We start from the raw sequence: 14,916 nt of genomic DNA, 5'->3' as shown, positions 1-14,916 counted from the left end.
GTCGTCCGCGTTACTCTATGGGATACACGCACATGTCACAGACCAAGGTCCTCGTCGCGCAAGGGGGCGGCCCCACCGCCGTCATCAACCAGTCGATCGTCGGCGCGGTGCTCGAGGCCCGCAAGTTCCGCAACGTCGAACTGGTCTATGGCGCGCACCACGGCGTGCGCGGCATCGTCGACGAGGAGTTCCTGGATCTCACCCAGGAGACCAGCCACAACCTGGAGATGGTCGGCCACACCCCCTCCTCCGGCCTCGGATCGACCCGCGACAAGCCGGATCTGAAGTATTGCCAGGAGATCTTCAAGGTTCTGAAGGCCCATGGGATCGGCTATTTCTTCTATGTCGGCGGCAACGATTCGTCCGACACCGTGCGCATCGTCTCCGAGGAGGCCCACAAGGCCGGCTATCCGCTGCGCTCGATCCACATCCCCAAGACGATCGACAACGATCTGACCGTCAACGACCACACCCCCGGCTTCCCCTCCGCCGCCCGCTTCGTCGCCCAGGCCTTCATGGGCGTGAACCTCGACAACGCGGCGCTGCCCGGCGTCTACGTGGCCGTGGTGATGGGGCGCCACGCCGGCTTCCTGACCGCCGCCTCGGCGCTCGGCAAGAAGTTCCCCGACGACGGCCCGCATCTCATCTACGTGCCGGAGCGCGCCTTCTCGATCGACAAGTTCCTCGGCGACGTGAAGGCGACCTACGAGAAATACGGGCGCTGCGTCGTCGCTGTGTCGGAAGGCATCCACGACGAGAAGGGCGTGCCGATCATCACCAAGCTCACCTCCGAGGTCGAGCGCGACGCCCACGGCAACATCCAGCTCTCCGGCACCGGCGCGCTGGCCGACCTGCTCTGCAACGAGATCAAGACCAAGCTCAAGATCTCGCGCGTGCGCGGCGACACCTTCGGCTATCTCCAGCGCTCGTTCATCGGCTGCGTCTCCGACGTCGATCAGCGAGAGGCGCGCGAGGTCGGCGAGAAGGCGGTGCAATACGCGATGTGGGGCAAGACCGACGGCTCGGTGACGATCCACCGTACCGGCTTCTATTCGGTCGACTACCATCTCTCGCCGCTGGAGGCGGTGGCCGGCAAGACCCGGCACATGCCCGACGAGTTCATTTCGACGAGCGGCAACGACGTCACCGACGCCTTCCGCCTCTATCTGCGCCCGCTGCTCGGCTCCGGCATGCCCGACGCCTATCGGCTGCGCCTCAACCGTGTGCCGAAGATCCTCGCCGCCGAGGGCTGAGCCCGGGCCGAGACCACGACACGACGAACGGCGGGGAGGTCTCCTTCCCGCCGTTTCGCGTCGAATCCGTCGAGGCGCGGCGCGACCGCCCTCACTTGCCGGTGGTGACCGGCCCGCCCTTGGCGGTCCACTCGATCATGCTGCCGGCATAGTCGACGATGTCGCGACGTCCGGCGGAGGCCGCGATCGCCTGGGCTTGGCCGGCGCGGCGGCCCGAACGGCACATCACCACCACCGTCTTGTCGCCCGCGCGCGGCAGCACCGACGGCGAGAAGGTCGACATCGGCAGATTGATCGCGCCGGGCACGTGACCGGCGGCGAATTCGTCGGGCTCGCGCACGTCGACGAGGATGATCCGCCCCGAGTCGAGGCCGGCCTTCACGGCGTCCATGCCGATCACCCCTTCCGCGACGGCGGGGGTGGCGAGGCCGAGGGCGAGAGCCAGGGCGGCGGCGGCGAGACCAGAACGCATCGATCGATTCTCCGTGGCGGACGACGACACGACCGTCGCACATCGCCTATGACGGCCTCTTATCAGAAATCACTCATGAACGGACCACCCGCTCCCGCGACATCACGCCCCTTTGAATTGTGCAGTGCAACATTGACATTGCACCGCAAAAATGTTCAATGGATCGAAAGAGGGTGGCGGAGCGTGATCGTTCCGCGCAGACCCATCGACGTTCCGAACGGATGGCGAGTGGTCCGGGCGTTCGATCCGCGAGGCGGGTCGAGCAGGATGGAACGTGGCCCAGGTCGGCCGCGGTCGAGGCGCGGCGGAAGACCCGGGCGCCGACACGGGAGTGGCGCATGCTCGGACCCGCCGACATCAGAGCCTGGCTCGACGACGCCGAAGAGGCGAAAGAGAACGAGCGCGCCGAATCTCCCCCGGTGTCGAGCGATGCGCCGACCGCGCGTCCCGCGCCGATTTCACCGTTCAGCCATGCCTTTCACGACATGATGACGTGGCGCCGCCGCCTTCTCGGCCGCCGTCGCTGAGGACAGGGGCGAGGATCGCGTCGATAGCCGTTGCGACCCCCGACCGCATCGGCTATGAGAGGCGCGTTCCGGCCTTCGGACCCGGAACCTCCGACGACGCGAGTCGCCGGTGTCTCGGAAGCACCCGTAGCTCAGCTGGATAGAGTGTCGCCCTCCGAAGGCGAAGGTCACAGGTTCGAATCCTGTCGGGTGCGCCATTCCCTGAGAATTCGCGATCCACGCCAGCGAAGCATCGCCTCCAAGCGCGGCCCCGCGTCGCACGCCGCCCACGCCCCCCCTTGCGGCCTCCTCTCCCTCAGCCTGCGTCCGCGAAGATCCGGCGGACCTCGTCGTCGCTCGAAGAGGCGGCGAGCCGGTCGCGCACGTCCGCGCGCCTGAGGAGACGCGCGAGCCGCGCCAGGAGGGTCGAGGGTGCGCGTTCGGCGAGCGGCGGCGACAGGACCGCCACGATCAGACCGACCGGACGATCGTCGATCGCGTCCCATTCGACCGGCCGTGCCAAGCGCGCGAAGAGGGTGAGGGAGCGATCGAGACCGGGCACGTCGGCATGCGGCAGCGCCACCTCGCAGCCGACGCCGGTCGAACCGAGCCGCTCACGATCGGCGAGCGCGCGCGAAATGTCCGCCGCCGCGCGGCCCAGCACCGCCCCGGCCCGCTCGGCGAGCCGCTGGAGCACGTCGGCCTTGGTGCGCGCGGCGAGGTCGAGCAGAACCACCTCCACGTCGAGCGGATCATCGTCGGACATGACGCATCGCCCCCTTCCTCACGCGACGTCCTGCTCCCGCAGGCGGTAGCCGACCCCGGTCTCGGTCTCCACCAGAGACGGCGCGGGCGGCGGCCGGTCGATCTTCTGGCGCAATTGGCTGACGAGGACGCGGAGATACTGCGGATCGGCCGTCAGGCTCGCCCCCCACAGCGCCGAGGTCAGCATCTTCTGGGTGACGACCTTGCCGACGTTGCGGGCGAGGACATGAAGGAGATCGTATTCCTTCGGCGTCAGATGCACCCGCCCGCCGTCGCGGCTGACGACGCGGCGGACCGTGTCGACGACGAGACCGCCGGTCGTCACCACCGCCTCCTCCCCCTCGCGATGAGCGGCGTGGCGCAGCGCAGCGCGCAGCCGGGCGAGCAGTTCGCCGACCCCGAAGGGCTTGTTGACGTAGTCGTCGGCGCCGAGGTCGAGGGCGGCGATCTTCTCGCTCTCACGGTCCCGCGCCGAGAGGATGATGATCGGCGTCTTCGACCATTCGCGGATGGCGCGGATCACCTCCTTGCCGTCGAGGTCGGGCAGGCCGAGGTCGAGCAGGATCAGATCCGGGCCCCAGGTCGCCGCCGCCCGGATCGCCGCCGCGCCGGTGTCGACGCATTCCACCTCGTGACCCGAGGCGACCAGGGCGGGCTTCAGAAAGCGGTGGATCTGGGGCTCGTCGTCGACGACGAGGACACGGGAGGCCGTCATCGCATCGCTCCTTTCTGCGCGGTCGAGGGATGCCGGGGAACCGGCAGACGGACGGTCATCCGGGTGCCGTGGCCGTCGGCGATCGGGCTCTCGGCGGTGATCGATCCGCCCATGGCGGTGACGACGCCCCGGCAGATGGAGAGGCCGAGACCCGTGCCGGCGGCGCGGCCGTCGCCGCTCGCCACGCGGTGAAACTTCTCGAACACCCGTTCGAGCTCGTCGGGGGGGATGCCCCGCCCCGCGTCCTCGACCTCGATCCGCGCCGAGCCCCCCTCCCCGCCGAGGCGCACCCGCACCTCGGTGTCACCCGCCGAGAACTTGATCGCATTGTCGAGGAGGTTGAACAGCACCTGCTCGAGCAGCGTCGCATTGCCCTCGAGCACGATGGGCGTGCCCGCGTCGGCGAGGACGATCCGGCGCTCCGGGTGGAACCGCCCGACCCGGGTGACGGCGCCACGCACCACGTCGGCGAGATCGACCCAGTCGGTGGCGAGTTCGAAATTGCCGGTCTCGAGCCGGGTCATGTCCAGGAGATTGGCGACGAACTGACCGAGCCGCCGCGTCTCCTCCTCGATCGCCGACAGGAGATCCTTGCGCGTCGCCGGATCGAGACGATCGCCGAAATCCCTCAGGCTCGTCACCGATCCCAGGATCGAGGCGAGCGGGGTCCGCAGATCGTGCGAGATCGAGGAGAGCAGCGCCGAACGCAGGCGTTCGCTCTCCACGCTCGCCGCCGCGTCGTTCGCGCGCGTGCCGAGTTGGATGCGCTCGATCGCGATCGCCGTCTGATCGACCAGGGCGACGAGAAACCGCTCGACGTCCTCGGAGAGCGCCGCGTCGGCGTCGCTCGGCGCGAAACCGACGACGCCGACCGTGCCGCTCGCCGTCACCAGCGGCCGGAACTGCATCTCGGCATTGGGCAGGGTCGGCGAATGGCGGCCGGCCGGCTCGCCGCGCTCGAAGGCCCAGCGCGCCGCCCCGGTCTCGGTCACGCCGAGCGCGACGTCGGGCGGGAAGGCGCTGGCGACCCGGAGATCGCCGCCCTCGGCGAGCAGCGCGACCGCGCTGCCCCGCACCGCCCCGGCGATCTGGGTCACGGCGGTCCAGGTCAGCGGCTCGAGCGCCGAGATGCCGGCGATCTTGCGCGAATACTCGTAGAGCGCCCGCGTCGACCGCGCCCGCGCCAGCGCCGCCTCGGCCTGTTCGTGCGCCCGTCCGGCGAGCCCGCCCACCGTCGTGGCGACGAAGAGAAAGACGACCAGCGCGAAGAGCTCGTAGGGCTTGGCGATGGTGAAGGTGTGGAGCGGCTCGATGAAGAAGAAATTGTAGGCGAGAAACGACAGGAACGCCGCCGCATAGGCGACGAGACGGCCGAAACGCAGCGCGCACAGCACCACCGCGCCGAGAAAGATCATCGACACGTTGGGCAGATCGACGAACCGCCGCACCCCGAGGCCGATCGCCACCGAGGCGGCGACGACGCCGGTCGCCACCGCGAACCCCAGGGTCGGGCCGGCCCGGTCGACGAGGCGCCGCGCCGATCGGCGCGCCACCGCCGGATCGCTCTCGCCGGTCACCACCTGAACCGAGATGTCCGAGGCGCGGTACATCAGCTCGTCGGAGAGCGAGCGGGCGAAGAGACGGCGCAGGCGCCCGTGCCGGGTCGACCGTCCGATCACGATCTGCGACACGTTCTCCCGCCGCGCGAACCGCAGGATCTCCGCGACGATGTCGGTTCCGATGACGCGGATGCGCTCCGCGCCGAGCCGTTCGGCGAGATGGAGATGGGCATCGAGCCGGCGGATCGAGGCCTCGTCGCTCGGCGCGACGTCCGGCCGGTCGACGTGGAGTGCGGTCCAGGGCGCGTTGAGGCCGCCCGCCTGACGCGCCGCGATGCGCACGACGTCCTCGCTGCCCGCGTCGGCCCCGACGCAGACGAGGATCCGCTCGGCGGTCGGCCACGGTCCTTCGATCGCACTCTGGCGCAGGAAGGCCAGCATCTCGTCGTCGACATGGGCCGCGGTCCGGCGCAGCGCCAGTTCGCGCAACGCCGTCAGGTTCGACGGCTTGAAGAAATTGTCGATGGCGCGCGCCGCGCTCTCCGGCAGATAGACCTTGCCGTCCTTCAACCGCTCGACCAGCTCCTCCGGGGTCAGGTCGACCAGAACCACCTCGTCGGCGCGCTCGAGGATGCGGTCGGGCACGGTCTCGCGGACGGTGATCCCGGTGATCCGCCCGACCACGTCGGAGAGGCTCTCGAGATGCTGGATGTTGAGCGCGGTCCAGACGTCGATCCCCGCGTCGAGCAATTCCTCGACGTCCTGGAAGCGCTTGGGATGACGGCTGCCCGGCGCGTTGGTGTGGGCGAGTTCGTCGACCACCAGGAGTGCCGGGCGGCGGGCGAGAGCCGCGTCGATGTCGAACTCCATCAGGCTGCGGCCACGATGGATCACCGGCCGGCGCGGCAGCACCTCGAGCCCCTCGATCAGCGCCGCCGTCTCCGCGCGGCCGTGGGTCTCGACCAGCCCCACCACCACGTCGAGCCCCTCCCCGGCGAGACGGCGGGCATTCGACAGCATGGCGAAGGTCTTGCCGACCCCGGGCGCCGCGCCGAGATGGATCTTGAGACGCCCACGGCCCTCCCGTTCGGCGAGCGCCAGCAGCGCTTCCGGAGAGGGTCGACCGTCGTGGGCGCGCGTCTCGTTCATCGCCGCCATCCGCTCACGAAGGATCGAGACGCGCAAGAGCGAGATCGAGATCGAGCACATTCACGCGCGGCTCGCCGAGAAAGCCGAGATCGCGGCCCCGGGTATGGGCGACGATCAACGCCTCGAGCGTCTCCGGCGCGAGGCCGCGCGCCGCCGCGATCCGCTTCACCTGGAGCCGGGCGAAGGCCGGGGAAATGTGCGGATCGAGGCCGCTCGCCGAGGTGGTCACGGCATCGCCGGGAACCGTGGCGACGCCGGCTTCCGCCTTCAGCGCCTCGGTGTCCGCCCGCACCCGCTCGACGAGCCGCCGCGACAGCGGCCCGAGGTTCGATCCAGCGGAACGCGCGGCGTCATAGGGCGCCTCGGCGGTCGCGGCGGGATCCTTCGGGTCGGGCGCCGTCGTCGCCGAGGGGCGGCCGTGGAACCATTTCGCGCCGGTGAAGGCCTGGCCGATCAGCTGCGAGCCGACGACCCGGCCGTCGACCTCGACGAGGCTGCCGTTCGCGCGTCCCGGCAGCGCGACCTGGGCAATGCCGGTCAGCGCCAGCGGATAGACGAGACCCGTCAGCACCGTCAGACCGCCGAGCAGGGCGAAGGTGGGGCGGAGATGTTCGATCATGATCGGTCCCTCAGGCGAGATGGAGCGCGGCGACGATCGCGTCGATCGCCTTGATGCCGGCGAAGGGCAGGACGAGCCCGCCGACGCCCCAGACGAGGAGATTGCGCCGGAGCAGCGCCGCCGCCCCGACGGGGCGATAGGCGATGCCCTTCAGCGCCAGCGGAATGAGGGCGACGATGATCAGCGCGTTGAAGATCACCGCCGAGAGGATCGCGCTCTCCGGCGAGGCGAGCCCCATCACGTTCAGCGCGTTCAATTGCGGCCAGGTCGCCACGAACAGGGCCGGCACGATCGCGAAATATTTCGCGACGTCGTTGGCGATCGAGAAGGTGGTGAGCGAGCCGCGCGTCATCAGGAGCTGCTTGCCGATCGCCACGACCTCGATGAGCTTGGTCGGATCGCTGTCGAGATCGACCATGTTGCCGGCCTCGCGCGCCGCCTGGGTGCCCGACTGCATGGCGACGCCGACGTCGGCCTGAGCGAGGGCGGGCGCGTCGTTGGTGCCGTCGCCGCACATGGCGATCAGCCGCCCGTGCGTCTGTTCCGAGCGGATGTAGGCGAGCTTGTCCTGCGGCGTCGCCTCGGCGATGAAGTCGTCGACGCCGGCCTCCGAGGCGATCGCCGCGGCGGTCACGGGATTGTCGCCGGTCACCATGACGGTGCGGATGCCCATGGCGCGCAGTTCCGCGAAACGCTCCTTGATGCCGGGCTTGACCACGTCCTTCAGCTGGATCGCGCCGATCAGACGCCCGTTCTCGGCGACGGCGAGCGGCGTCCCGCCGGTGCGGGCGATCCGGTCGACGGCGTCGCGGAAGGCGGACGGCGCCGCCTCGAAGGAGGTGCCGAGATGGCGCATGACCGCGTCGACCGCCCCCTTGCGGATCGAGCGGCCGGCGAAGTCGACCCCCGACAGCCGCGTCTGCGCGGTGAAGGGCACGAAGTTCGCGCCGGCGATACCCTCCGGTTCGGCGAGCCCGTGGACGCCCTCGGCGAGAGCGACGATCGAGCGCCCCTCCGGCGTCTCGTCGGCGTGGGAGGCGATCAGCGCGGCCTCCGCCAGCGCCTGCGGGCTCACGCCCGGCACCGGCAGGAACTCGGTCGCCATGCGATTGCCGAAGGTGATGGTCCCGGTCTTGTCGAGAAGCAGCGTGTCGACGTCGCCGGCGGCCTCGACCGCCCGGCCCGAGGTGGCGACGACGTTGAAGCGGATCAGCCGATCCATGCCGGCGATGCCGATCGCCGAGAGGAGTCCGCCGATCGTGGTCGGGATCAGCGTGACGAGGAGCGCGATCAGCACGGTGACGGAGACGATCGTCCCGGAATGACCGGCGATGCCCCAGAGCGTCACCACGGTGATCAGGAAGATCAGGGTGAGGCCCGAGAGCAGGATCGAGAGCGCCAGCTCGTTCGGCGTCTTCTGCCGCTCGGCGCCCTCCACCAGCGCGATCATCCGGTCGATGAAGGTCGTGCCCGGCGCGGCGGTGATGCGGACCACGATCCAGTCGGAGAGCACGGTGGTGCCGCCGGTGACCGCCGAGCGATCGCCCCCGGATTCGCGGATGACCGGCGCGGATTCGCCGGTGATCGCGCTCTCGTCGACCGAGGCGACGCCGCGGACCACCTCGCCGTCGCAGGGGATGACGTCGCCCGGCTCGACCAGGACGAGGTCGTCGAGCCGCAGATCCGGCGAGGAGACGACCGTGTGGGCGAGATCGTCGGGATCGTCGAACATCAGCCGCTTGGCGACGGTGTCGGAGCGGGTCTTGCGCAGCGCGTCGGCCTGCGCCTTGCCGCGCCCCTCCGCGACCGCCTCGGCGAAATTGGCGAAGAGCACGGTGAACCACAGCCAGGCGGCGATCTGGCCGTCGAAGAGCGGCGTGCCGGTCGCCGTCGCGAGGTCCTTGGCGAAGACCAGCGTGACCACCAGCGCCACGACCTCGGTGACGAAGATCACGGGGTTGCGGACGAGCCGGCGCGGGTCGAGCTTGACGAAGGCATCGAGCGCGGCGGCCGCGAGGATCTTGCCGTCGAGCAGCGACGGCGCGGAAATCGGATGTTGCGACATGGAGATCGGTCCTCCGGCGACGAGGGTCAGAAGGTCTGGCCGGTCGGGATCAGCAGGTGCTCGACGATCGGTCCGAGCGCGAAGGCGGGAAAGAACTGGAGCCCGCCGAGGATCAGGATCACCGCCGTGACGAGCCCGACGAAGAGCGGTCCATGGGTCGGGAAGGTGCCGACGGAGGCGGCCGCCCGGGTCTTGCCGATCAGCGATCCGGCGATCGCCATCACCGGCACGACGTAGCCGAAACGGCCGAGGAACATGGCGATGCCGAGCGTCACGTCGAACCACGGCGTGTCCGCCGCGAGCCCGGCGAAGGCGGAACCGTTGTTGCCGGTCGCCGAGGCATAGGCGTAGAGCAGCTCCGTCAGCCCGTGCGGGCCGGCATTGGCGAGGCTCGCCAGCGCCGCCGGCATCATCGCCGCGACGGCCGTGAAGCCGAGGATCGTCGCCGGCAGGATGAGCTGGGCGAGCATCGCCAGTTTCATCTCCCGCGCCTCGATCTTCTTGCCGAGATATTCCGGCGTCCGGCCGACCATCAGCCCGGCGATGAAGACGGTGAGGATCGCGATCACCAGCATGCCGAAGAGACCCGAACCGACGCCACCGGGGGCGACTTCGCCGAGCTTGATCAGGAGGAGCGGCATCAGCCCACCGAGCGGCATGAAACTCTCGTGCATGGAATTGACCGAGCCGGTCGAGGTGCCGGTGGTGGCGACCGCGTAGAGCGCCGAGGCGGCCGAGCCGAAACGCACCTCCTTGCCCTCCATGTTGCCGAGCGAGGGATCGACCCCGAGCGCCGTCAGGAGCGGATTGCCGCCCGCCTCGATCCCCTGGGCGACGAGGAGGCATCCGCCGAGGACGATCGCCATCACCGCCGCCAGGGCCCAGCCCTGGCGGGCGTCGCCCACCATGCGCCCGAAGGTGTGGGTGAGCGCGAAGGAGATCGCCAGCAACGCCCAGATCTCCACCGCGTCGGTGATCGGCGTCGGGTTCTCGAAGGGATGCGCGGCATTGGCGTTGAAGAAGCCGCCGCCGTTGGTGCCGAGGAGCTTGATCGCCTCCTGGGATCCGACCGGGCCGAGCGCGATCGTCTGTTTCGCCCCTTCGAGCGTCGTCGCGTCGACCGAGCCGAGAAGCGTCTGCGGAAGGCCGCAGGCGACGAAGACCAGCGCGAGCCCGACCGAGAGCGGCAACAGGACGTGCAGCGTCACCCGCGTCAGGTCGACCCAGAAGTTGCCGACCCGATCGGTGCCGGAAAGCGCGAAGGCGCGGATCATCACCGCCGCGAGCGCCAGTCCGGTGGCCGCGGACAGGAAGTTCTGCACCGTCAGCCCGGCCATCTGCGTGAAGTGGCTCAGGGTGGTCTCGCCGCCATAGGCCTGCCAGTTGGTGTTGGTGACGAAGCTGATCGCGGTGTTGAACGCGAGGAACGGCTCGACGCCGTCGAACCCGCGCGGGTTCAGCGGCAACACGCCCTGGAGCCGCAGCAGCGCGTAGAGGAGCGCGAAGCCGGCGGCGTTGAAGACCAGCATGGCCGTGGTGTAGCCGAGCCAGGTCTGGGAGCGCCGCGCTCCGGCGCCGGCGAGCGCCAGGAGCGCCCGCTCGAGCGGCCCGACCACGGGCGAGAGAACGGTGCGCTCGCCCGCGTAGACCCGCGCCATGTGCCGGCCGAGCGGCACCATCGTGGCGAGGACGAGAGCGGCGACGAACAGGATCTGCAGCCAGCCGAAGACGGTCATGGCGTCACCTCGAAAGGAAGGGGGGGCCGCTCAGTACCTATCGGGGCGCACGAGCGTGTGGACGAGATAGGCGCCGAGGAGGACGGCGACGATCAGCGCGAGGATCGGTTCGAGCATGATCACCTCCTCACAGATCGCCACAGGCCCGCGCATAGAGCGCGGCGACGGCGAAGAGCGCGACGGCGGAGAGAAGACAGGCGAAGTCCGACATGGCGAAGGTCCTCGTGACGAGTGCTTCGTCGGGGACCATCCTCCCGATCCCCATCAGGAATCGATCGGGAAGGCCGGGCTCGCGCATAGGAATTTCATAAGGCCGACCGCACGCCCACACCGCCGGGCGCGACCGAGGACGCCCCACCGAAACGTTCGCGAAGAACGGAATTCAAAGTATATTTCACATATACTTCGGAAGACGGATCGATAAGAGAGCGTCTTGCAAATAAATCTCGACGGTATGTTGACTTCATCTCGAAGTCGAACGAGCATGAAAACTCGTTCGACAGGGAGAAGACGATGCCGACATTCGAATTCGACGGGATTGGAACCTTCATCAAGACCGACAGCCCGCAGGTGGTCGAGGTTCTCGGCACTTGCGCTCTCGACTTCGCCGTCGTCGACGCCGAGCATGCGCCCTTCGATCTCGTGACCATCGACCGCATGATGGTCGCCTCGCGGGCCGCCGCCCTGCCCTTGCTGGTGCGCGTCCCCGACCACCGGGACGCGACCATCCTCCGGGTGCTCGACATGGGCGCGGCGGGCGTCGTGGTACCGCGCGTCGACACGCCGGAGGATGCGCGCGCCGTGGTGGCGGCCGCGCGCTACGTCGGCGGCCGGCGCGGCATCTCGCCGTCGCCGCGCAACGGCGGTTACGGCTCGATCCCCCTCGCCGAGATGATCGCCGCCTCCGACCGCTCGGCCGTCGTCTGCCAGATCGAGAGCGGCGCGGCGGTCGCCTCGGTCGACGAGATCGCCGCCGTTCCGGGCGTCGCGGGCCTGCTGGTCGGCCGGCTCGACCTGTCGCTCTCGCTCGGCGTCTCCGGCGTCCGCCATCCGCAGGTGATGGCCGGGGTCGAACGCACGGTGGCGGCGGCGCGGCGCTCCGGCATCGTCGCGGCGGTCGCCTGCGGCCCGGCGGAAATCGCCGAGATGACCGCGATGGGCGTCACCTGTTTCGTCGTGGGCTCCGACCAGTCGCTGCTCGCCTCGGCCGCCTCCGCCCTGCGCGGCCGCCTCGCCGCCCCCTGATTGGACGCGGCGGCGGTCGCGGCGTGAGCCCCGAACGGGCACGCCGACGGCCGCCCGGCGCCCGGCCGCGACGCGGTCAGTCCTCATCGCGGTCGAGTTCTCGGAGCTTCACCTTCAACACCTTGCCGTAGTTGTTCTTGGGCAGGGTCTCGTAGAAGCGATAGTGCTTCGGGCGCTTGAACCGGGCGATTTCGGAGAGGCAGAGCGCGTCGAGTTCCTCCGGCGAGACGTCGCCGACCACGCAGGCGACGACGACCTCGCCCCAGTCCTCGTCCTTGCGCCCGATCACCGACACCTCGCGCACGCCGGGGTGACGCAGCAGCGTCTCCTCGACCTCGCGCGGATAGATGTTGCTGCCGCCGGAGATGATCACGTCCTTCGAGCGATCCTTCAGCGTCAGGAGACGGTGCTCGTCGAGCACGCCGACGTCGCCGGTGTGGAGCCATCCGCCCGCCAGCGCCCTGCCGCTCGCCTCGCGGTTCTGCCAATAGCCCTTCATGACGGTGGCCCCGTGCACCAGGATCTCCCCCGCCTCGCCCGGCTCGACCGGCCGCCCGCTCGCGTCGGCGATGCGCACCTCGACCGCCGCGAAGGGATGGCCGACGCTCGCCAGCCGCCGCCGCCAATCGGGGTGCTCGCGATCGGCGATCATGTCGCGGCGCAGGGTGGAGATCGTCATCGGCGTCTCGCCCTGACCGTAGATCTGGGCGAGGCGCGGGCCGAAGACGTCGAGCGCCGCCTCGGCATCGGCCGCGTACATCGGCCCGCCGCCGTAGACGACGGTTCGAAACGCGGTAGGATCGTCGACGCCGGCGGTCACCATGCGCTTCACCATGGTCGGCGCCGCGAAGAGCGACGCCCGCCGCCGATGCGACGCGATCCCGCCGATCTCCTCCGGATCGAAACCGCCGGACTCGGGCACGACGTTGACCGCGCGCCGGAGGACGTGCGCCGGCATGTAGAGCCCGGAGCCGTGGCTCATCGGCGCGGCATGGATCAGACAGTCGCCGGGAACCGTCGGGTCGACCTCGGCGAGATAGGCGAAGGTCATGGTGGCGAGATTGCCGTGGCTCAGCATCGCGCCCTTCGGCCGGCCCGTGGTGCCGCTCGTATAGAAGAGCCAAGCGAGATCGTCGGCGCTGCGCTCGGCGACCGCGATCGGCTCCGCCGCCGACAGCTCGCGATGCTCCGGGCCGCCGAAGGCCACGACCCGCTCGACGCAAGGCGGCGCCGCGCCGGCGACCGCCGTCTCGTGATCGGCCGAGACGAAGACGATCCGGGCGCCCGCGTTCTCGAGCGCCCAGGCGACCTCGCGTTCGTGGAGCTTCGCGTTGAGCGGCACCGCGACCGCCCCCACCCACCAGATCGCATGGAGGCAGGCGACGTAGTCGGGGTGGTTGGAGGCGACGATCGCCACGCGGTCGTCGCGGGCGATCCCGGCCCGCGCGAGCCCGCCGGCGAGACGGGCGGCGGTCGCGGCGAGCGCGTGGTAGGTCGCGAGATCGCGCGTGCCGGAGGCGAGCGCGAGCACGGTTCCGTCGGTCCTGCCTGCGGCGTCGAGCCAAGCGGCGAGATTCATGCGGCGCCTCGTCGGGTCAGAGATATTCGGGCCGGGCCGGGGTGAAGACGTCGAGGTTGAGGACGGCCTCGTCCCCCACCACTTCGCCCCAATGCGTCACGTCCGGGGGAATGCACAGGAGCCCGCCGGGGCCGAGCAGATGAACCTCGTCGCCGACGTGAAAGCGGATCTGCCCGGCGATGATGTAGGCGATCTGCTCGTTGGGATGGGCATGGGGGCGCGGCTCGTGGCCCGGTTGGAGCCGGTGGAGCGCCACCGTCGCGCCGGCGCCGCCGAAGGACTTGCGCTCGACGCCCGGCCGAACCTCGGTCCAGGGGATGGTGCTCCAGTCGATCGTCGGAAAGGTCATGGTCGTCACTCCTCGAGGGTTCGGGCTCACTTGGCCACGCCGAAGATCCCGGCGGGGCGGAAGAACAGGAAGACCAGCAGCACCGAGAGCGCGGCCGCGCTCTTCAGCCCCGATCCCAGCGACAGGATCGCCACCGACTGGACGACGCCGAGCATCAACCCACCCAGGAAGGCGCCGAAGGGCCGGCCGAAGCCGCCGATGATCGCGGCGATGAATCCGGAGATGGCGAAGGGCACGCCGACGTTGAAGGCGGTGTACTGCGTCGGCGTCAGCAGGATCCCCGCCACCGCGCCCAGCGCCGCCGAGAGCGCGAAGGCGAGCGCCAGCATCCGCGACACCGGGATCGCCTGGAGCAGCGCCGCCTCGCGGTCGATGGCGCAGGCGCGCATCGCCTTGCCGGTCAGCGTCGACTTGAAGAACACCGCGAGCCCCGCGACGATGGCGAGCGAGCCCGCCACGATCCACAGCGTCTGATAGGAGAGCGCCACCGCGCCGAGCTTCAGCGGCGGCAGATCGGTGAAGACCGGCAGCGTCTTCGGTTGATCGTCGACCAGCAGGAAGGTCAGCCGCTCGATCACGATCTGGGCGGCGAGCGTCGCCAGGATCATGACGAAGACCGGCGCCTTGCGCCGCCACAAGGGCCGCACCACGATCCGTTCGAGGACGACCCCGAGCACCGCCACCGCGACCACCGCGAACAGCGCCGCCGCCCAATAGGGCAGATGCCAGGTCTTCAGACCCACATGGGTCAACATGCCGCCGAGCATCACGAAGGCGCCCTGCGCGAAGTTGACGATGCCGGATGCGTTGTAGATGACGCAGAAGCCGATGCCGATCAGGCCGTAGACACAGCCGATCGCCAGTCCCGACACGAGGCTCTGCATCAGAAGATCGCCGCTCATGC

14 protein-coding genes and 1 tRNA gene are annotated in these 14,916 nt (G+C 69.8%); 3 read left to right on the top strand and 12 right to left on the bottom strand.

Features of this window, described 5'->3' with window-relative positions; translation table 11 throughout:
- Positions 1 to 32: 32 nt before the first annotated feature.
- Positions 33 to 1,253 carry a 6-phosphofructokinase gene (locus J3S89_RS14440; protein ID WP_217928342.1) on the top strand — a complete coding sequence of 407 codons (1,221 nt, stop codon included), beginning with the start codon at positions 33 to 35 and terminating at the stop codon, positions 1,251 to 1,253.
- Between the two features lie 91 nt (positions 1,254 to 1,344).
- Here the strand turns inward: J3S89_RS14440 and J3S89_RS14435 are convergent, their stop codons facing one another.
- Positions 1,345 to 1,725: a rhodanese-like domain-containing protein gene (locus J3S89_RS14435; RefSeq protein WP_217928341.1), complete on the bottom strand. Its 381-nt coding sequence runs from the start codon at positions 1,723 to 1,725 to the stop codon at positions 1,345 to 1,347.
- Positions 1,726 to 2,372: 647 nt separating this feature from the next.
- Between J3S89_RS14435 and J3S89_RS14430 the strand changes: the two genes are divergently transcribed.
- Positions 2,373 to 2,449, top strand: a tRNA-Arg gene (locus J3S89_RS14430).
- Positions 2,450 to 2,547: 98 nt separating this feature from the next.
- Here the strand turns inward: J3S89_RS14430 and J3S89_RS14425 are convergent.
- Genes J3S89_RS14425 through J3S89_RS23405 form a run of 8 tightly spaced genes read right to left on the bottom strand, consistent with a single transcriptional unit; the run spans position 2,548 to position 11,089 of the window.
- Complete coding sequence (locus J3S89_RS14425; protein WP_217928340.1) at positions 2,548 to 2,997, bottom strand: PTS sugar transporter subunit IIA; 450 nt, start codon at positions 2,995 to 2,997, stop codon at positions 2,548 to 2,550.
- Positions 2,998 to 3,015: 18 nt separating this feature from the next.
- Positions 3,016 to 3,711 carry a response regulator gene (locus J3S89_RS14420; RefSeq protein ID WP_217928339.1) on the bottom strand — a complete coding sequence of 232 codons (696 nt, stop codon included), beginning with the start codon at positions 3,709 to 3,711 and terminating at the stop codon, positions 3,016 to 3,018.
- Complete coding sequence (locus J3S89_RS14415) at positions 3,708 to 6,419, bottom strand: sensor histidine kinase (RefSeq protein ID WP_217928338.1); 2,712 nt, start codon at positions 6,417 to 6,419, stop codon at positions 3,708 to 3,710. Before J3S89_RS14415 ends, J3S89_RS14420 begins: the two co-directional genes overlap by 4 nt.
- Positions 6,420 to 6,432: 13 nt before the next feature.
- Positions 6,433 to 7,038: a potassium-transporting ATPase subunit KdpC gene (gene kdpC, locus J3S89_RS14410; protein WP_217928337.1), complete on the bottom strand. Its 606-nt coding sequence runs from the start codon at positions 7,036 to 7,038 to the stop codon at positions 6,433 to 6,435.
- A 10-nt stretch (positions 7,039 to 7,048) separates the two neighbouring features.
- A complete protein-coding gene (kdpB, locus tag J3S89_RS14405; protein ID WP_217928336.1) occupies positions 7,049 to 9,103 on the bottom strand; it encodes a potassium-transporting ATPase subunit KdpB in 2,055 nt (684 codons plus the stop codon).
- Between the two features lie 26 nt (positions 9,104 to 9,129).
- Positions 9,130 to 10,839: a potassium-transporting ATPase subunit KdpA gene (gene kdpA, locus J3S89_RS14400; protein WP_217928335.1), complete on the bottom strand. Its 1,710-nt coding sequence runs from the start codon at positions 10,837 to 10,839 to the stop codon at positions 9,130 to 9,132.
- 30 nt (positions 10,840 to 10,869) lie between these two features.
- Positions 10,870 to 10,956: a potassium-transporting ATPase subunit F gene (locus J3S89_RS14395; protein WP_230489063.1), complete on the bottom strand. Its 87-nt coding sequence runs from the start codon at positions 10,954 to 10,956 to the stop codon at positions 10,870 to 10,872.
- Between the two features lie 10 nt (positions 10,957 to 10,966).
- Complete coding sequence (locus J3S89_RS23405) at positions 10,967 to 11,089, bottom strand: hypothetical protein (RefSeq protein WP_274383205.1); 123 nt, start codon at positions 11,087 to 11,089, stop codon at positions 10,967 to 10,969.
- A gap of 263 nt (positions 11,090 to 11,352) precedes the next feature.
- Between J3S89_RS23405 and J3S89_RS14390 the strand changes: the two genes are divergently transcribed.
- The gene (locus tag J3S89_RS14390; RefSeq protein WP_217928333.1) at positions 11,353 to 12,084 is read left to right on the top strand and encodes an HpcH/HpaI aldolase family protein; all 732 of its coding nucleotides are present in this window, start codon (positions 11,353 to 11,355) and stop codon (positions 12,082 to 12,084) included.
- A gap of 76 nt (positions 12,085 to 12,160) precedes the next feature.
- On the opposite strand, the gene J3S89_RS14385 is transcribed toward J3S89_RS14390, so the two are convergent.
- The 3 genes from J3S89_RS14385 to J3S89_RS14375 are packed head-to-tail and all read right to left on the bottom strand — an operon-like array spanning position 12,161 to position 14,914.
- The gene (locus tag J3S89_RS14385; protein WP_217928332.1) at positions 12,161 to 13,663 is read right to left on the bottom strand and encodes an AMP-binding protein; all 1,503 of its coding nucleotides are present in this window, start codon (positions 13,661 to 13,663) and stop codon (positions 12,161 to 12,163) included.
- Between the two features lie 16 nt (positions 13,664 to 13,679).
- Complete coding sequence (locus tag J3S89_RS14380; RefSeq protein ID WP_217928331.1) at positions 13,680 to 14,012, bottom strand: cupin domain-containing protein; 333 nt, start codon at positions 14,010 to 14,012, stop codon at positions 13,680 to 13,682.
- A gap of 26 nt (positions 14,013 to 14,038) precedes the next feature.
- Positions 14,039 to 14,914 carry a branched-chain amino acid ABC transporter permease gene (locus J3S89_RS14375; protein ID WP_217928330.1) on the bottom strand — a complete coding sequence of 292 codons (876 nt, stop codon included), beginning with the start codon at positions 14,912 to 14,914 and terminating at the stop codon, positions 14,039 to 14,041.
- Positions 14,915 to 14,916 lie beyond the last annotated feature (2 nt).

Origin of the sequence: Pinisolibacter aquiterrae (assembly GCF_019160155.1) — a bacterium.
Taxonomy (GTDB): Bacteria; Pseudomonadota; Alphaproteobacteria; order Rhizobiales; family Ancalomicrobiaceae; genus Pinisolibacter; species Pinisolibacter aquiterrae.
The sequence above is the reverse complement of the archived record's forward strand: the minus strand, read 5'-3'. Positions and strand labels throughout refer to the sequence as shown.